This window comes from Peribacillus deserti, from assembly GCF_016909175.1.
GTDB lineage: Bacteria > Bacillota > Bacilli > Bacillales > DSM-1321 > Paraperibacillus > Paraperibacillus deserti.
The window spans coordinates 160,221-179,158 of the sequence record NZ_JAFBFI010000003.1; the positions used below are offsets into that span (position 1 = coordinate 160,221).

Below are 18,938 nucleotides of genomic sequence, written 5' to 3' on the forward strand. Positions count from 1 at the left end.
TATTTTGTATATGAATCCCTCAGTGTCTCATAAAACATGGAGGGATTTTTTATGTGAAAAAGAGTGGTGCCCTTCCTTAGAAGGGAGAGCGTATGGAATTATTCAGATTACTATTTAAGGAGATTATTAAAATGGAACAAAAAGAGATCAATTTGAATCCTCAGGAAATAACAGTAGACATAGAAGAAAAGCTGCCTCCATTCAAAACATTTTTATATGGATTGCAGCATGTATTTGTATCAAACGTCTGGCTGGATCCGATTTTTGTAGCGGCGATGATCGGCCTGCCTCTATCGCAGTCGGCTAATATTGTAAATGCCATTTTTATTACAGCCGGGCTCGTAACATTGATTCAGGCAACAAAACTAGTAAAACTTCCTATTATTCAAGGCCCATCAGCTGCCTTTGACTCGATCATGATAACAGCAGGTAAGGCTAACGGATTGGCGGCTGCCAGCGGAGGAATATTCCTAAGTGCTATCATCGTCTTTTTATTGTCCATTACCGGGATTATCGGCCGTTTAAGGGCGATCTTTACGCCGGTTATTTCAGGTACCGTTATCTTCTTAGTTGGGATTTCGTTATCCGGGTTTACCCTGTATGAATTTTTAGGAGGATCTCCCGGGGACAAAACGTTCGCGAGTCCTTCCACGCTAGTATTATCCATCACAACAGCAGTTATTGTCTTAGTTTTATCTCTTTTTGGAAAAGGAATCTGGAAGTCCTTTTCTTTCTTGATTGCCCTAGTTGTAGGAGACATGATCGCTTTTGGAATGGGGAGGACCAATTTTTCCGCCATTGGAGACAAAGCATGGTTTGGTGTTCCAGAATTTCTTCCTTATGGGGGATTGACGTTTGAGTGGAGTACGTTCCTTACGTTTTTCGTAGCTTATATTGTGGCTGTTATCGAAGCCATGGGTGTGTATCAGGCTTCTGCATCCATGTTAAAAACAGAATTAGATTCTAAAAGAATCCGAAACGGTTTTGCAGGGGAATCTGCTGGTTCATTTGTTTCTTCATTAATAGGCGGCTTTCCTACTACTGCCTATGCACAGAACGTGGGGCTGCTGCGCTTGACAGGCGTTGGGTCGAGATTTCCAGTTATGGCAGCAGGGATTATTTTCTTGATTCTTGGATTTGTACCGAAAGCGGGCGCTTTGCTCGCTTTGACACCTGATGCTGTAGTCGGCGGCATTTTCCTGCCAGCAGCTGCTACTCTGGTATTTACAGGAATATCTATTCTTGCAAAGGTTGAGCATTCTGAGAAAAATTATATGATCATTGGACTTTCAATCTTGCTTGCTATTTCACTGCCGGATTATGCTTCAGGCGTTAAAGGTACTCTAGGAACATTTCTGACTAACAGTATTTTAATAGGCGCGTTTACGTCGGTTATCCTTCAGGTGTTATTAGTGAACATTCCTAACTGGCTTAGAAAAGGTGAGACAAGATTCAACACGAATGACCAATGAAATCCTTCAATTTATAAAAAACTATAACGGGGGTCCAAACCAGGCGGCTGAATATGAAAAGGACTATAACGGGCTGGCATTAAAGCTATTCCGTTTTCAATTTCAGCATAATCAGGCCTATAAGAAGTTTTGCCAGTCTAAAAAGAAAACACCTCTTACTGTGAAGAATTGGGCACACATCCCGCCCATGCCGATTCAAGGGTTTAAACATTTAACACTATCCTGTGAACCAATAGAGGAAGCAGAAGCTGTGTTTATGACAAGCGGCACGACGAACCCGGAGGCTAAAGGCAAAAACTATCATAAGGTGCTTACTGTTTGGGATGAATCCATGAAGAGACCTATTAAACAGTTTGTGCTGCCGGACTTTGTAACAAATCACTGCCCCTTTTATCTTTTACCAATGAACTCGTAAAACAATCTTATACTTCTATATCGGATTTTTTTCTGCTTTTCCATGTATTCAGCGAATTTTTTGTCGGTGGAGGTAAACTCTATAACTGAATAATCCAAAGTTTGGAGGAAACTTTATGCCTGAGTATCCTGCTATATCATCTTCAGAAATCGGCTCGTTATGGATGACATATCAGCAAAAAACACTGATTTTACGAATGCTTGAGTATTTTATAGAAAAAGCGGATGATGATAAGGCGAAAGAAATTATGACCAGCTTATATCAGGAAATACATCCATACGTAGAACGGATCGTAGTGATTTTTCAAGAGGAAGGAGTGCCGGTCCCGATTGGATTTACTTCGGAGGATGTTAATCCAGAGGTACCCAGCTTATATGATAATGGCTTTGATATCATGTTTGTACGTATTATTAAAGAAATCAGTATGGCCATGCATACACTGAATATTACCATGGCATATCGAGAAGATATTATTGACATTTTTAGAGAACTTACTGGCATTACGCAAAAGTATTATGAATATTGCACGCAGTACCTTTTGGGAAAAGGATTGCTTCCAAGGTCACCGTATATTTCTGTAGAAAGAAAAGTGGAATTTGTTAGAGACATCAGCTATCTGGGCGGTTTTAATCCCTTAACTGGAAAAAGACCTTTAAACACAGTTGAAGTAGCTCATATCTACCGTGCTATTGAAACAAACACAGTTGGAATGAAAATGATACTCGGATTTGCTCAAGCAGCACATGAAAAAGAAGTGAGTAAATATTTTGCCAAGGGAGGAGATCTCGCAAAAAGCCTCATTAAAGAGATGAGCGAGGTTCTGCTTAAAAATGATATTCAGGTGCCTTCTACAGCAGGCGGTAATGTAACGACTTCAAAGCTTTCTCCATTCTCTGATAAAATTATGATGTATTGTGTAAGTCTATTTTGCAGTTTCTCATTAGGAGGCAACTCGGTTGGAACTGCTTTTAGTCAGCGTCACGACTTACCGGCTAAACTGGCTGTCTTTATGAAAGATATTTATGAATATGCCCATGAGGGAGCTACATTGATGATTCGACATGGCTGGCTGGAAGAACCGCCGCAAACGGAAAAACAAACCAAGAGGTAAAGTAGTTTTCAAAGCAACAGCGGAAACACTCGCAGTTGCTTTTTTTTGTGACTGAGGAGGCTCTAATATAAGATAAATATTATTCTATATAAATTAGCTAAAAAAGTTTGAGAAAAGCCTTTAAGGAAATAATAAACAGGATTACAAATGAAATGATTAAACCCTATGATAACTCTGAAATGTTTTTCTCCAGTTTGTTCATAAATAGGATCAGGCTCTTTAAGGAAGGAGGCTAAAGTCCCGTTACCAGTTGGCAGGCTCTTAAAAAAGTTCCATTCTTCCACCTTATACTAATAAAGTTAAATGGATATTATTCTAATATACTTAAGCAAAAATACCTTTGTCATCGACGCTGCGACAAACTTGAAATTTGTCTTTATTGAATGGGAATTCAGCGAGGCGTATTATTGTGTATGAATTGATGGAGAAAGGAAGCGCAAATATGGCTCAAACAAACATAAAAGTTGCTGTTCAGAAGTTCGGTAACTTTCTAAGCTCGATGGTTATGCCTAACATCTCAGCGTTTATAGCATGGGGTTTAATTACCGCATTATTTATACCTACTGGCTTCTGGCCAAATGAAAGCCTTGCCAAAATGGTTGGCCCGATGGTTACGTATCTGCTGCCATTATTAATCGGTTATACAGGCGGTAAGCTGCTCCATGATCACCGTGGAGGAGTTGTCGGTGCGATTGCCACTATGGGTGTCATCGCTGGTGCTGATATTCCGATGTTCCTTGGTGCTATGGCAATGGGACCTCTTGGCGGATATGTAATCAAGAAATTTGATCAGTGGATTGAGGGCAAAGTTAAAGCAGGCTTTGAAATGCTTGTGAACAACTTTTCAGCTGGAATCCTTGGCGGACTGTTAGCTATTGCTTCATTCTTATTGGTTGGCCCTGCTGTTGATACGTTTACAGGCTGGCTTGTAAGTGGAGTAGACTGGTTAATCGGTGCAGGACTTCTGCCATTAACAAGTATTATAATTGAACCTGCTAAAGTACTGTTCCTGAATAATGCAATCAACCACGGAGTTCTTTCTCCGATTGGGATTGAGCAGGTTAAACAAAATGGACAGTCTATTCTATTCTTATTAGAAGCAAACCCTGGACCGGGTATTGGTGTGCTTCTTGCATACTGTATCTTTGGTAAAGGGACCGCGAGACGTTCTGCACCTGGTGCAGCAATCATCCACTTCTTTGGTGGGATTCATGAAATTTATTTCCCTTATATCTTGATGAAACCAATGCTATTCTTAGCGGTTATCTTAGGCGGTATGAGCGGTGTATTTACATTAGTACTTTTAGGCGGAGGATTATTCGCTCCTTCATCACCTGGTAGTATCCTTGCTATTTCAGCTGTAACACCACACACTGCAGGTGCATTCATTGCAAACTTCGCCGGTGTGATTGTGGCTGGTCTTGTATCATTCATCGTTTCTGCATTTGTTCTTAAAACAGGCAAACAGACTGATGAAAACATTGAAGAAGCAGCAAGAAAAATGCAGGAAATGAAAGGGAAGAAGAGCTCTGTTGCTGATGTCTTCGCAGGAAACCCTGGAACAATGCCTGAGAACGTAAACAGAATCATCTTTGCCTGTGATGCAGGAATGGGATCAAGTGCCATGGGTGCGTCTCTTCTTCGCAAAAAGGTAAAAGCGGCAGGTCTTGATATTTCCGTTACCAATACGGCGATCAATAACCTTCCAGCTGACGCACAGATCGTTATCACTCAAGAAGAATTAACTCCTAGAGCGCAAAACAAAGTGCCGAATGCTTACCATATCTCAGTTGATAATTTCTTATCAAGCCCTGAGTATGATTCGTTGATTGGCCGTCTCCAAAACAAAGATCAGGGCGAACTGAAAGATATCGTTGAAGATGCTGAAGCAAATGTCCCTGGTGTGCGTGAGGATTCGATCGAACCGAGCCTTGACAGCAAGGAACCTTCAGACAATGAAAAAATGCGTGCAGGTTCTGACGTAGAAGAGGACAATGAATTGCTCCGTGAAGAAAATGTGTTCATGAATCAAGAGTTTGCAAACAAGGAAGAAGCAATCCGCTTTGCCGGAAGAGCTCTTGTAAAAGCAGGGTATGTGAAGGAAAGCTATGTGGAAGCCATGATCGAGCGCGATGAAATGACATCCACGTATATGGGTAACGATGTAGCTATCCCTCATGGAACAGAGGCAGCGAAGAAGGATGTTCTTAAATCCGGCTTTACAGTCCTTCAGGTTCCAAACGGTGTGGACTTTGACGGCCAGAAGGCCCGCTTGATCTTCGGGATCGCCGGTAAAGATGGCACACATCTTGAAATTCTATCCGGTATAGCTGTAACATGCTCAGATATGGATAATATTGAAAAGATGGTTAAAGCCAAGACAGCACGGGAATTAATGAATATTATCAATGAAAATAAATAATGACATCGAATAGAAAAGCGTATTTTGCGCTTTTCTATTCCTTGTTTTATCGGTTTATTTCATCCGAAATGAGTTGTGGATATGCTAATTACGTCAAGGGAAAAATCCATTATTGAGTTAATTATCAAAACGTCCGGAAAACATACGGCTGTGTCCATCGCATCCTATCTACAGGTGAGTGTCAGGACCATTCAGCGTGATTTAAAATCGGTGGAGAAAGTTCTCGAATCTTTTGATCTTAAGCTTACAAGAAATATAGATGAAGGTTTTATGATTGAAGGGAAGAACGAGCAAGTTTTCCGTTTGATCCAGCACCTAAAGGGAAGCCATCCGGTTGACCAGACACCACAGGAAAGAAAGCTGCTATTGCTTTTAGCATTGATCCAGGAAGATACATACAAATTACAGGCACTGGCGGTTGAACTTGGTGTCAGTATAACTACCTTGACAGCATATCTGGATGAAATCACTCAGTGGATGGAAGAGTATAGAATCCAGTTACCGAGAAAAAGGGGAGTCGGCATTGAGATTCACGGAAGTGAGGCTGATAAGCGCCGGGCGCTCGCTGACTTTTTTCTAATGAATTTTAATGAAGAACTGATTGAGACTTTATTTATGCTCGAACAAGGTCAAAGCTCAGAAGATCGAATCCTTTATTACTTTAAACCGAGATACATTCTTGAAATCGATCGTCTTGCAAGCAAAATGATTAACAGCGGATCATCCCGGCTTGCAGATAGCGATTATATGGGTTTGATTATCCAGATTGCCATTACGATGCAGCGGACAGAAGCTGATTTTGTGATCGAGAAAGAGAATGAGCCTTCCGCAGAATTATCTGATGAATTTAATCTCATGACTTCTTTATGCGAAAAGCTGCACAAAGTCTTTCAGATTGATTTTACGAGGGAAGATATCAGCTATCTCGCAGTTATTCTTAAGGGATCTAAGCTGCAGGAAGCGGACGCCGTTCAATATGACAGTGTGGTGCTGAGCCGGGTGATAAAGGCTTTGATCGCGGATGTTTCCTCCCAGCTGCATGTAGATTTAACAAAGGATTTCCCCCTGTTTCAAGGGCTCCTTGCCCATATGGAACCGTCTCTGTTCCGTCTTAAGCAGAAAATGGGGCTGTATAACCCGCTGACAGAAGAGATCAAGCGGAAGTATCCTGTGTTATTCATGGCTGTTAAAAACAGTGTGGAAAAACAATTCCCGGATATCGAACTGTTCCCGGATGATGAAATTGCGTTTATCGTTCTTCATTTCGGATCGGCTCTTGTTTTAAGGGAGGAAGCAGTATTGATCTCTGCATTGATTGTCTGCCCGACCGGAATAGGAACATCCAAAATGCTGGCAAGCCGTGTGAAAAGAGAAATCACTGAAATCCAGACAATCGATATCAAGTCCATTAAAGAAATCAGACAGAATGAGAACCTTCAAAGCTATGACTTGATAATCTCAACCGTCCGGCTGCCTTTTATGGACATTGATTATATCCTTGTTAATTCGCTCTTGAATGATGATGATATTAAAACGATCAGAAGTTATCTACGAAGAAATGTAGGGAAGTTAACAAAGGATAAGTCCTACGAAAAATCTCTGTTGAAAGAAGCCACTGCACCCCGAACCTCGAAAAAGGGTATAGCAGAAGTGATGCAGGAGATTAAAGATGTTCAGCGGAGCATCGATTCGATTCTCGATCATTTTCGTTTTTATAGAATTTCTGAGCAGGCAGGACATGAAAAGATCATGGAGCTCATGGTATCGAATGCCGAAAAGGATGGCCTGCTGACAGATTCTTACGGGGTTATGGAAGCTCTGAAAAGCAGGGAGCGCAAAGGCGGCCTTGGGATTCCGGATACAGGTATGGGTCTTTTTCATACGAGGCATAGTTCGGTCGGAACCTTGATTTTCCAGATTGCACATCTTTCGGAACCATGTGAGATTCAGGGCATGGATGGAAAAAAGATGAACTTGAAAAACCTGCTGCTGATGCTTGCTCCTGAAAACTTGAGCGAGCGTGAGCAGGAGATTATCAGCCTGGTCAGTACCAGTCTTATCGAAAATAAGGAATCGATTATGATATTTTCATCTTCCAATGAAAAGAGCATCCGCAACAAATTAGAAACGATCTTTTTAGACTATATTCAAAATAACTTGATAAAGGAATGATTCTTATGAAAACAGCAGTTCATTTTGGAGCCGGCAACATCGGTAGAGGGTTTATTGGGGCATTATTCTCGGAATCCGGCTATCATGTAACGTTTGTGGATATTGCAGACGCAATCATCACGAAGCTGAACGAAGAAAAGAAATACCAGGTGAAGCTGGCTACTGAAGAGCAGCAAGCTGTAACGATTGAAAACGTTTCTGGATTAAATAACATGACTCAGGAGCAGGAAGTGATCGATGCGATTAAAGGTGCCGTGTATCTAACAACTGCGATAGGCCCGAATATCCTTCCTCGCATCGCACCGCTGATTGCCAAAGGACTGGCTGCCAGAGTTAAAGAAAATGATGAGAAGCTATATGTGATTGCCTGTGAAAACCAAATTTCAGCTACAGATCTGCTAAAAGGCTATATTTTTGATAACCTTGACGAAGAAACAAAAGCAGCGATAACGGATAAAGTGTTTTTCTTCAATTCAGCGGTTGACCGTATCGTTCCGCTTCAGGACAATCAAGGTTCCCTTGATGTGTTGGTTGAGCCTTATTATGAATGGGTTGTGGAGACGAAAGAAAGCATTCCTAATGTTGAAGGAATGACCATAGTTCCTGATCTAGGGCCGTTTATCGAAAGAAAGCTGTTCACAGTGAACACAGGCCATGCAGTTATCGCATACCTTGGTTACCTGAATGGCAAGGAAACCATTGATAAGACTCTTGCTGATGAAGCGATTGTCGAGCAAGTACGTGCAACCCTTGGCGAAACAGGCGCTTACCTGATTCATCAATATGGGTTGGATGCTGACGAACACCAGCCGTATATTGAAAAAATCATCAACCGCTTTAAAAATCCATACCTGAACGACGATGTAACACGAGTGGGCCGGTCGCCTTTACGTAAGCTTGGACCCAATGACCGCCTGGTAAAACCGGCAGTTGAAGCAGAGAAAGCTGGACTTTCATACACTCATCTATCAAGAGCGATCGCTTCCGCTTTACTCTTTGACAACCCTCAGGACGAAGAGGCAGTCAAGCTGCAGCAGATGATTGCTGAAAGCGACATTGCTTCTGTGCTTAAGGAAGTCAGCGGATTGGACCGTGACAGTGCAATCACTCAAGAGGTAGTTAGACATTATAATGAATTAAAGAAATAATTATTGTTAAAGCCCGCGATATCGTGTTGCGGGTTTTTGTTTTTCTTCAGTTGTTTGATTATTCAATTAATTATGGTTCTGAACCTCTCGGAAGGTTATTTGGGGAAATGAAATTATTTCTCGGGAAACCGCAGAAAATGACAATAATCTCTTGGTGCTAGGGAATAAGGTGTAATCTTGCTGGTTCTTGTATACTTTTGTCGTTTTACTGGTGATATTGGTGAGGAGGATGACCTTCTGGGTAAGTCAGACAGTATGGTAAAATGAGTTAATAAAAATTACCAATAAAAGAGGATTGCACATGGGAAACGAGAGAAAATCCTTATGGAAAGCCTTAATACATAATGGTTTTTTAGTGGCCGTTTCAGTATTGCTGTATGGCATTATTGTACTTATTTATATTCTTATCTGATGAACTTCTCAGGCGACATGGTTTTGGATGAAGAACTTCAGCTGTCTATTATCTCCAGTCTGGGATAGCAGCTTTTGTGTTGGATTAAGGGACGAACATGGTTAGAACTCAGACAGCTAATTATTGTGAGATGAGAGCTGAAATGCATCTGGATAGGAATAAAAAGGCTGCAGCTCTTCGACTTCAAGGTCGAAGAGTTTTTTTATGTACGCGGATCGCAGGCTGAAATATCTAAATAAACCATACCCCATACTCTCCTCAGAATAAAATATAACCATTTGAGGGGAGACTAAGAAATATTTAAAGCGGGAAGGGAGGCTTTTGGATTGAATGACCAAAATGAGCATTTTGATAAAGTAGTGAGGATGCAAAAAGGAGTAACCAACGAGGCCGTTCAATACTGGCATGTCTATTCGGACTATGGAAACTGGCAGTTTTGGGTTGTGCTGCTGCTGATGATTGTCCCTTTAGTTTTAATTTATTTTGTTATAGACCGGAAAAACGTTTTTAAGATTGGCTTTTTTGGATTTGCGGTTCATGTATTGTTTTTTTATACAGATGCATTAGGAATCCGCACAGGATTATGGGCATATCGGTATCATATAACGCCATATCTACCAAGTTTATCGCTCGATTCAGCATTAATTCCTGTTGTCAGCATGCTGGTTTTTCAATGGACTCTGAAAAACGATAAGAACTTTTATATCTATGCCTTGATCACGGCCCTCGTATTTGGATTTGGTTTTAAGCCATTATTGGTGAGTATGGATTTTTTTGAAATGTATAAGGGGGTTAATTACTTTTATATCTTTCTCATCTATATTGTCGTGTTTCTTCTTGCCTACTGGCTGACAAGGCTATTTTCCCGTATGCATAAACAGGCCCCGACTCAAGATAATGGCCGTTAGTAGTGATCTATATTAAGAATTACTGGAGTGTACTCTATGCACTTTATTTATAATGCAATGTTTTTAGCTGCAGGAATTAAATGGGGGGATTGGAAGAGGTGGAGGGATTATTATTCGACCATTCTTTTCTTTATAGGCGGCGACCTGATGAAAAACTTTCTGCTGCACGACCATCCTGTCTGGACTTATCAGGAAACGATTTTTGGTGAAAGCATTCTTCGAAATCACACAATTATCGTAGTCATGATCATGTTTGTCGCTTATCCTGCGACCATTTTAATGTACCTTGGCCGTTTTCCGCAGGAGAGATGGAAGCAGTTCCTTTGGATTGCTTTTTGGGTCGTGATTTATACAGGTATTGAATTCGTGAATCTAACCTATTTAGACTTAATTAACCACCATAATGGCTGGAATATAGGGTGGTCTATCTTGTTTAATATTGTTATGTTTTCCCTGCTTCGGCTCCATTTTAAAAACCCGCTGCTGGCATGGGCATTATCGATTCCATGGATTCTCTTTTTATGGAATGTGTTTGATATTCCGCTCTATAAGTTGAGATAGGGCGCGGTTCTGAAAAGTACCGCTGCCCTGTTATCTGCGGATTATTAATTCTATTATATAAAAAAATTAGAAATAAGTAATAGAATCTCACTACAACTGCTATTTCGGCCGTTTTTTTATTGAAATTGGTCTATCTAATTATTAGCTTCAAGTTATATGTTGATGTTAAAATAAGGAAAAATATAAAAAGCTGATGTTAATTAGGAAAAAGGCAGGGTGCACATTATGATATCAAAAATATATGAGGCTGATACTCTGCAATCAGCAGCAAAAGAACGGGCCGGGCAATATCAACAGCTGAAGGATCAATTCGATCAGTTGAAAAAGGAATTTAATAGTATAGTAGATAATCAGGATTTTCAAGGCAAAGGTGCGGAAGCGATCAAGGGCTTTTATCAGGGACAGATCGACGTAGCGGAAGCCTGGGAAAACTTAATTCAGCATCAGATTGCATTTCTTGAAGGAATTCCAGGAGAGGCAGAAGATGCGGACCTTTCAGGAGGTACGGTTGTACAGGTTCCCTTCCTCGAAGATGAGCTTGTACAGGCAGACCGGAATGCAGATCAAATGGTCGATGCCCAGCAGGATGCCCTGCAAAGTATATTTGACAGCATTTCTGATTTGGTACCTCTTAAGGTTTTTTCCAGGGAAGCCTTTGATAACCATATGGATCAGGCTGAAAAGAAAAGATCAGAAACCGTACAGAAAGTGAATGAACTTGATCAAAACTTACTGGAACAATATACTTTATCCGAAAACCAGGAGAGCCTGGTATATGGTTTGTTTGGTGCTTTAATGGAAGCCACAAGACAGGGAGAGAACATTGTCCCAATCTATTTTGATTCACAAGCATACACGAGCAGTGAAATTTACCAGCTCCGAGATGAAGTCAGCAAGCAGACAATCGACTATGTGAACTATAAAAAAGAGCAGCAGGACGCACGTATAGCCGCCGAAAAAATCGAAGAAATGGAAAACCGGCCATGGTATGAAAAAACATGGGATGCAGTGGCAAACTTCACTGGAGAAATTACCGGCTATAATGACTCAAGGAGAGCCATAGAAGGCGTAGACCCGATAACCGGGGAAAAACTGACAGATGCACAGCGTATCACCGCCGGAGCCATGGCTGCCGCCGGATTTATCCCAATATTAGGGTGGGCAGGACGCGCATTAAAAGGCGGAAACGCCATCTATAAAACAGCAAGAGGAGCCAGTGCAGTCTCCCATACTGTTGATGCTTTCAAAACTGGGACCACAATGAATAAACTGCAACTGACAGAAATGGGAATTTACGGACTTGTTGCGGTCAATGGACTCACAGAATCAGTAACCGCCAAAGACATGTTCGGCAATGAACTGACAGATGAGCAACGGCAGCAGAGCTTATTTACCGCTCTTGGTATAGCGGCTGTCGGGGGAGCTGCGCGGTATGTGGATAGGGTGCATTCAAGTAAGGCATTTGAACAGACTGATAAACTAGTACTGACAAAAGTGAAAAATGGGATAGGCAATGTGAAAATACCAATCAATATTAGGGTTAGCCAAGAGGCTAATGAGGGCTTAAAACATTTTCATTTTGAGAGTAAGTCTTTAAGTGATATGTTAAGACAGTCTAATTCAGGTACTGTGGTAAAGAAAGGCCAGGGTAATGGAATACAAGAGATCAGCAACCACTTGAATGACCTATTGGAGAAATCGAAATGTTCTACAGATGACTTGTTTCTTTATTTAAATCGAGTAGAACCTAATTTAGCAGAAAAATTCTTAATAAAAGGAGAGTGGCCCGAAGAAATACAGATCCCAAAGGCACCAAGTGTATTAAATCCAGACGGCTCAATTAAATGGTCAGAGGTGCCAAATGGAGGATACGTTTTAAATGATAAAGGGATTGCTATTAAAGATGAATATACTCCAGAATCTGGAGAAGTTATTGATCGGTACGGACCTCCAAATGGTAGATATACTTCTCCTGTTATAGATAATAAGCCATTTAATTATGATCAAAGATCTTTACCTTTTGTCGAGGATTTTTCAAAGTATCATCAATATAAAGTTACAGGAGATTTTAATAATATAGAAAAATATGTTAATCAGTGTAGTGATCCTGTATTGGTAGATAAAGTATTAACATACATGGATTCCTACGATTTATCTTTTGATAAACTTAAAATTCAAAAAGGTGAAATTGCAAAGGGATTTGATTCAAATGGCGGTGGAATTCAATATGAATTACCTTTACCAGTAGATATGTTAAGTGGGTTAGGTTTATTAGAGAAAATTAATTAGGCGGTGTTAAAATGACAAAAGCAGATGTAATGGATGTTATAAAAAATGAAAAGTTGGAAGATTACAATTGGTTCGATGATCATAATATTAAACAGGATGAAGTTGGAATCAGAACTGACGGAAATACTTGGCTCGTTTATACTTCTGATGAGAGAGCGAATCCTATCTCTGAAAAACAGTTCGATTCTGAAAGTGAAGCACTAGATAATTTTATCAAAAGATTAAGAGCAAAAAATAAATTTAAGAAACTGTACAAGTAATACCTGCTTATTATTTTAAATAAAATTGAGATTTTTCGACCAAGCCTTGTACTCCTCTTTTTACTAAAGCATGTAAAGGTATTATGGTGGACTTTTTTTCAATATATACTCAAGAAAAAATCCTTAGTGTTTTGTCATAAGCTAAGGATTTTTAGCTTTTTTAAAATTATGGTTGGGTAAATAAACATATTATCGATAGCGATAAAATGGCGGACAATCAGTTTTATGAACCGGTGTTTCTTTGAAATAACTAAGCTGCTAAAAGAGGGAGCAGGTATTTAATGAGGAACCTCAAATATTGGCAGCTTAGAGATTTTGGGGCTGACAATACAAATTTTATGCCAAATTGGAGGTAGTAGCCAAATTAATGCCTGAGTATTATCATAAGGATGATTATAAGGTGATTATCATATTAAAAAGCGGTATGTAATATAAAAATTCGTATTTAAGCGTGGCAAGTTTAATTAAAATAGAGGTGAAAGAATGTTAAAATCAGGGTTTTACGGAAAATATCAAGGAATAGAGTATAAAATAAAATTAGACATGGAACGCAATATAAAAATATTAACTAAAGAAAAAGCGAAAACAGATGAAACTTTTAAAGATGCTTTTAGTAGCGGTGTATATTCTAAAATAGTATATCCGAACGAATTAACGGATTGTGTTAAAATAAAAACTTACGGATTGATTAAAGGGGAAAAAATATACATTCGAAGTGAACAAAATGACATGTATTTATTTAATATAGGAGATTGGGAAATCGGAGATAAATTAGATCTGCCAGAATTGATAGAGATGCTTGGGAAGGCTGGGTACCTAAAAGTAAAGTGAAAGTAATAGAAGAAGTTAAAAGTATTAATTCTTTTGAACACTTTGCTTAATAATGGGATTAATTTGTATATTTTATTCCTGAAGCCTGACGAAGGATGCTTCTATCTTTGAATTTAAAAACGGGTGGCGTACGAGCTGTGGTCCTCTAATCTTATAATTGAATCATCCTATAAGTGAGTGGTTGTTAGTGTGAGAGGCTGTTATTCCTTCACAAGGTAACTAATGAGAGGGACGAAATTAGAAGAAATTTGTTCAATATTAATAGAGGTGTTACTAATGTTGAGATCAGGTTTATACGGAAAATATAATGGCATCAAGTATGAAATAACGTCTGACATGGATAATAATCTAAAGATATTGACAGAAGATAATACAAAGATTGATAGCACTTTTAGGGATACTTATAATAGTGGTGTTATACGAAAATAGTAGACCCGAGTGAATTAACAGAATGTGTAAGTATAAGAACATACGGGATTATTCAAGGCGAGAAAGTAAAAGTGTTAAAGGAAAACGAAAATGAATATCAAGTGGCTACAGGAAACTTGCTTTTAGGAACAAATTTAATTCTACCCAGAATAGATCGAGAAACCTGGCTTGGATGGGTTCCCAAAAATCAAGTTATACTATTTGAAAAGAAATACAATTTTAATCCTGAGGACTTAGTATAATTAAAATTCTGCTCCTTAACCAGTAGAATAAATCTGCCTCACTAGAAATTTACGGTCTGCTGGTATTCAAATTAGCTATTATTTATTAAGACATATTAACGGCAGTCGAATATTTAATTCGGATGCTTTTTTAACTATGGCCTCCTTGTTAATAAAATTAACAGGTAAATTAATACTATAATAGAACACCTCTTCTAGAAGAGTGCAGAACTTTACGCACTAGTTCCCCAACGGCATGTGAACGATTGTGAGCTCCAAGCTTTTTGATGGCTGTTTTCACGTATTGCTTAACTGTTAATTCACTTATACCCATAGAATCTGCCATACCGACGTCTAAAAAGTGTTACTGAGGTAATATCTAATTAATATATTGCTTCCTTAAACCATACGAAATAATCTTGAAACAATAAAAGTGTGATTCGAAAAGAGTAGCCCTCTTAGGTTACTCTTTTATTTTTTCTACAGCTGAGTCTTTAAGAGTCAAATGTATAAATAAGGAACCAGCCTAAACTTGATCTCTCCGTTTAATGAGCATGCGGGAATGAGGTTTATCCAGGGAAATGAAGGAACTTAGAGGTAAGTGGTAACACCAAATCTATGTGATCATTGGAAGTGAATGATACGTAAACTATCTGCTTTATTGAATTTACTTAATGACTTAAACAGCTTCTCTAAGGCTCTGGCCAAATTTTGTCCTTCATCACCCGGGTGAAGGACTTATCTCTAAGGGTCTTGCTGAACTTTGTCCTTCAATACCCGGATGAAGGATCTTTCTCTAAGGCACATGCAGAACTTTGTCCTTCATCACCCGGATGAAGGACTTTCCCCTAAGGCACATGCAGAACTTTGTCCTTCATCACCCGGATGAAGGACTTTCCCCTAAGACACTTGCAGAACTTTGTCCTTCATCACCCGGATGAAGGCCTTATCTCTAAGGCACATGCAGAATTTTGTCCTTCATCACGCACATGAAGGACTTATCTCAAAGGCACTTGCATAATTTTGTCCTTCATCACCCGTTTGAAGGACCTTTCACTAAGGGACAAGCTGAATTATGTTCTTCAACAACTAACAGAGAATTATTTGTATGTTTTTATAATTTTCAAAGTTTTAAAGTTTTTATAAATTGGTTGGTAAAGGTATAATTAGTTTAATTAACCAATGGAAAGCAGGTGCTATGATATGAAATATACAAAACTAGGAAATACCGGTTTGGACGTTTCCCGTCTTTGTCTCGGCTGTATGAGCTTTGGTGTGCCAGAGAGAGGCAGTCATCAGTGGGTGCTGAACGAAGACCAAAGCCGCCCGATCATCAAAAAGGCTCTTGATTTTGGCATCAATTTTTTTGATACGGCGAATGTGTATTCAGATGGAACAAGCGAGGAAATTGTCGGACGGGCTCTGAAGGATTATGCAAGTAGAGATGAGATTGTGCTTGCGACAAAAGTGCACGGTCGCATGCATCAAGGTCCTAATGGATCTGGATTATCACGTAAAGCGATTATGAGTGAGATTGATAACAGCTTAAGAAGGCTCGGTACAGATTATGTGGACCTCTATCAGATTCATCGCTGGGATTATCACACACCCATAGAAGAAACGATGGAAGCCCTTCATGATGTCGTCAAGGCAGGAAAGGCCCGGTATATCGGCGCTTCTTCCATGTTCGCCTGGCAGTTTCTTAAAGCACTGCACGTCGCCGAGCGGAATGGCTGGACTCGATTTGTATCAATGCAGAACCATTTAAATCTCCTGTACCGTGAAGAAGAGCGGGAGATGCTGCCGCTTTGCAAGGAAGAGAAAATCGGCGTGATTCCATGGAGTCCTCTTGCAAGAGGAAAATTGACTCGTGATTGGGAGGAAACCACTGCGCGTTCTGAAACGGACGAATTCGGAAAGACTCTTTATGCTGCGACCGAAGCAGCAGATCGATTAGTCGTGGAAAAGGCAGCCCAAATAGCAGAAAAACGAGGAGTTCCACGTGCGCAGATCGCACTCGCCTGGGTGCTTCAAAAGGAGCCAGTTACTTCACCCATCATTGGAGCGACCAAGATGTATCAGCTTGAGGACGCTGTATCCGCACTCGACATCTCTTTAACACCTGAGGAAATTTCTTCGTTGGAAGAACCTTATGTTCCGCATCCAGTTCTTGGCTTTAGTTAAAACTTAACTGCTGGTTCGTATCAAATATAGGATGGTTTAAAACCGTTTATTCTACAAGTGCACATAGTTTCAAGGTAGGCTGTTAAAGTTAGAAGACTTATTTTAACATTAATTTTTCCAATACTTTTATTAATTCAATTAATAAGGACCAGGGATTTAAAAATATAAATGATTAATAACCTCTTCAGGATTTTGTCCAATCCTGAGGGGGTTTTTGGCATGTAACTGGGTTTTATGAAACCGGAAGAAGTGAAAACATATCACTTCGAAATATTTATCTCATCTAATTTATTTAAATATAAAAATTATTCTGACTTTTTATTTTTAATGAAAAGCCAACTATATTATGATGTAATTGTAAGCGTTATCTTTCAGGTGTTCGATTCTCTTATTATAACGCTAGGATGCTATACAAACGTTTTGAAAAAGTTTTGACAAGTGAGTTGGAGTTCTATTCAAATTTACATATAAAAGGAGCTGTGTAAATATGTTTTCCCCTTTAACTCCACTGGATTGGAAACGCAGGGCGGTTAAATATTATCCACAAAAAGTTGCTGTTATCGATGGTGAGAAGGAATTTTCTTATAAGGAATTTGGAGATCGAACAGATCAGCTCTCCGCAGCCTTACATCATGCGGGCATTCAAAAAGGAGACCATGTTTCGGTGATGCTGCCTAACACGCATTATATGCTGGAGTGTTTTTATGGTATTTGTCAGCTTGGCGCTGTCATGGTTCCCCTTAATTACAGATTATCAGCGGGAGACCTGGAGTACATCATTAAGCATAGTGATTCGAAAATGTTAATTGTAGATGAAGAATTTACCGCTCCAATTGAGGATATACAGGCAAACATTTCCTTGGAACAGATTGTCATCGTTTCAGTGGCAGGACATGAAACTGTTTTAAAAGGAGTCGACTATGAGGCCTTTCTTGAGCATGCAGCGGGAAAAACGGCACCGCCAGTGGTTGAAATAGATGAAAACCAGCTTCTCACATTGAATTATACAAGCGGAACCACATCAAAGCCAAAAGGGGTCATGCTGACACATCGGGGCAATTACCTGAATGCAGCTAATTTTATGTATCATTTGGGTGTGAATTATGATGATGTATATCTTCATACATTGCCTATGTTCCATGCAAATGGATGGGGAGGTGTTTGGGCGCTTACTGCAGCCGGAGGGACTCATGTATGCTTACGAAAGGTAGATCCTCCTTTGATTCTCGAGTTATTTCAAAATAAAAAAATTACGCTCTTATACGGAGCCCCGACTGTTGTGAATATGCTGGTCAATGAGCCAAAAGCAAAGGAAATTGAAATGAAGACACACCCGCGCATGGCCACAGCTGGTGCACCTCCAGCAGCCGCCCTGATTCATAAAGCTCAGGAAATCCTTGGATTAAACATGATGCATGTCTATGGCCTGACTGAAACCTCTCCTTTCATTCTATATTGCGAATGGAAAAAGGAATTTGATACAAAATCAGCGGATGAACAAGCAGCGATCAAGGCAAGACAGGGAATTGAACTCGCATTTAACGGGGAAGCAAAGGTCGTCCATGCAGACGGGGAAGAAGTCGACTGGAATGGGAAGGAATTAGGAGAAATTATTACCCGGGGCAACGTTGTGATGGAGGGTTATTACAAGGATCCGGAAACAACCGCAGCTGCAATCAAAGATGGATGGTTCCATACCGGTGATCTGGCGGTTACCCATCCGGACGGGTATATTGAAATACAGGACCGGGCTAAGGATTTGATCATTTCTGGCGGTGAAAATATTTCCTCTACAGAGGTGGAGGGTGTTTTATATAAACATCCGGATATATTGGAGGCTGCGGTGATTGCCATACCTGATGAAAAATGGGGAGAGGTACCGAAGGCCATTATTGTGCTGCAGCCTGGTGCAACATTGGCGGAAGAGGAGATTGTCAAGTTTTGCCGGTCTAAAATGGCACACTTTAAAGCACCTAAAGCGGTCGAGTTCGTGGAAGCACTGCCTAAAACCGCTACTGGTAAATTGCAAAAATACCGTTTAAGGGAAATGCATTGTAACGGGAAGAAGAAGGTAAATTAATAGCCGTTTAGCCCGATTTTTGT

General features: G+C 40.0%; 14 protein-coding genes. 13 read left to right on the top strand and 1 reads right to left on the bottom strand.

Features of this window, described 5'->3' with window-relative positions:
* The first annotated feature begins 131 nt into the window (after positions 1-131).
* The 11 genes from JOC77_RS05120 to JOC77_RS05170 all read left to right on the top strand — a co-directional run bounded on the left by JOC77_RS05120 (position 132) and on the right by JOC77_RS05170 (position 14,001).
* Positions 132-1,472, top strand: a complete 1,341-nt coding sequence (locus JOC77_RS05120) for a solute carrier family 23 protein (protein ID WP_204539604.1) — start codon at positions 132-134, stop codon at positions 1,470-1,472.
* Positions 1,462-1,887 (top strand): LuxE/PaaK family acyltransferase, encoded by a 426-nt coding sequence (locus JOC77_RS05125; RefSeq protein ID WP_239558613.1) that lies wholly within the window; start codon positions 1,462-1,464, stop codon positions 1,885-1,887. The genes JOC77_RS05120 and JOC77_RS05125 overlap by 11 nt, the downstream gene beginning before the upstream one ends.
* A 115-nt stretch (positions 1,888-2,002) precedes the next feature.
* Positions 2,003-2,998, top strand: coding sequence for a DUF3231 family protein (locus JOC77_RS05130; RefSeq protein WP_204539610.1), 996 nt, complete (start codon positions 2,003-2,005; stop codon positions 2,996-2,998).
* Between the two features lie 442 nt (positions 2,999-3,440).
* Positions 3,441-5,420 (top strand): PTS mannitol transporter subunit IICBA, encoded by a 1,980-nt coding sequence (locus tag JOC77_RS05135; protein ID WP_204539613.1) that lies wholly within the window; start codon positions 3,441-3,443, stop codon positions 5,418-5,420.
* An 81-nt stretch (positions 5,421-5,501) separates the two neighbouring features.
* The gene (locus tag JOC77_RS05140) at positions 5,502-7,592 is read left to right on the top strand and encodes a BglG family transcription antiterminator (RefSeq protein ID WP_204539617.1); all 2,091 of its coding nucleotides are present in this window, start codon (positions 5,502-5,504) and stop codon (positions 7,590-7,592) included.
* Positions 7,593-7,597: 5 nt separating this feature from the next.
* Complete coding sequence (locus tag JOC77_RS05145; RefSeq protein ID WP_204539620.1) at positions 7,598-8,740, top strand: mannitol-1-phosphate 5-dehydrogenase; 1,143 nt, start codon at positions 7,598-7,600, stop codon at positions 8,738-8,740.
* A gap of 738 nt (positions 8,741-9,478) precedes the next feature.
* Positions 9,479-10,060 (top strand): CBO0543 family protein, encoded by a 582-nt coding sequence (locus JOC77_RS05150; protein ID WP_204539623.1) that lies wholly within the window; start codon positions 9,479-9,481, stop codon positions 10,058-10,060.
* A gap of 36 nt (positions 10,061-10,096) precedes the next feature.
* Positions 10,097-10,621: a CBO0543 family protein gene (locus JOC77_RS05155; RefSeq protein ID WP_204539626.1), complete on the top strand. Its 525-nt coding sequence runs from the start codon at positions 10,097-10,099 to the stop codon at positions 10,619-10,621.
* 225 nt (positions 10,622-10,846) lie between these two features.
* Positions 10,847-12,910 (top strand): T7SS effector LXG polymorphic toxin, encoded by a 2,064-nt coding sequence (locus tag JOC77_RS05160; RefSeq protein WP_204539641.1) that lies wholly within the window; start codon positions 10,847-10,849, stop codon positions 12,908-12,910.
* A gap of 11 nt (positions 12,911-12,921) precedes the next feature.
* Positions 12,922-13,170, top strand: a complete 249-nt coding sequence (locus tag JOC77_RS05165; protein WP_204539644.1) for an Imm59 family immunity protein — start codon at positions 12,922-12,924, stop codon at positions 13,168-13,170.
* Between the two features lie 483 nt (positions 13,171-13,653).
* Positions 13,654-14,001 carry a hypothetical protein gene (locus JOC77_RS05170; protein WP_204539647.1) on the top strand — a complete coding sequence of 116 codons (348 nt, stop codon included), beginning with the start codon at positions 13,654-13,656 and terminating at the stop codon, positions 13,999-14,001.
* 846 nt (positions 14,002-14,847) lie between these two features.
* Here the strand turns inward: JOC77_RS05170 and JOC77_RS21560 are convergent.
* The gene (locus tag JOC77_RS21560; RefSeq protein WP_338047182.1) at positions 14,848-14,997 is read right to left on the bottom strand and encodes a LuxR C-terminal-related transcriptional regulator; all 150 of its coding nucleotides are present in this window, start codon (positions 14,995-14,997) and stop codon (positions 14,848-14,850) included.
* A gap of 857 nt (positions 14,998-15,854) precedes the next feature.
* Here JOC77_RS21560 and JOC77_RS05180 point away from each other — a divergent pair.
* Both JOC77_RS05180 and JOC77_RS05185 read left to right on the top strand, forming a co-directional pair.
* A complete protein-coding gene (locus JOC77_RS05180; RefSeq protein WP_204539649.1) occupies positions 15,855-16,835 on the top strand; it encodes an aldo/keto reductase in 981 nt (326 codons plus the stop codon).
* A gap of 487 nt (positions 16,836-17,322) precedes the next feature.
* Positions 17,323-18,915 carry a long-chain-fatty-acid--CoA ligase gene (locus JOC77_RS05185; protein WP_204539652.1) on the top strand — a complete coding sequence of 531 codons (1,593 nt, stop codon included), beginning with the start codon at positions 17,323-17,325 and terminating at the stop codon, positions 18,913-18,915.
* The last annotated feature ends 23 nt before the right edge of the window (positions 18,916-18,938 follow it).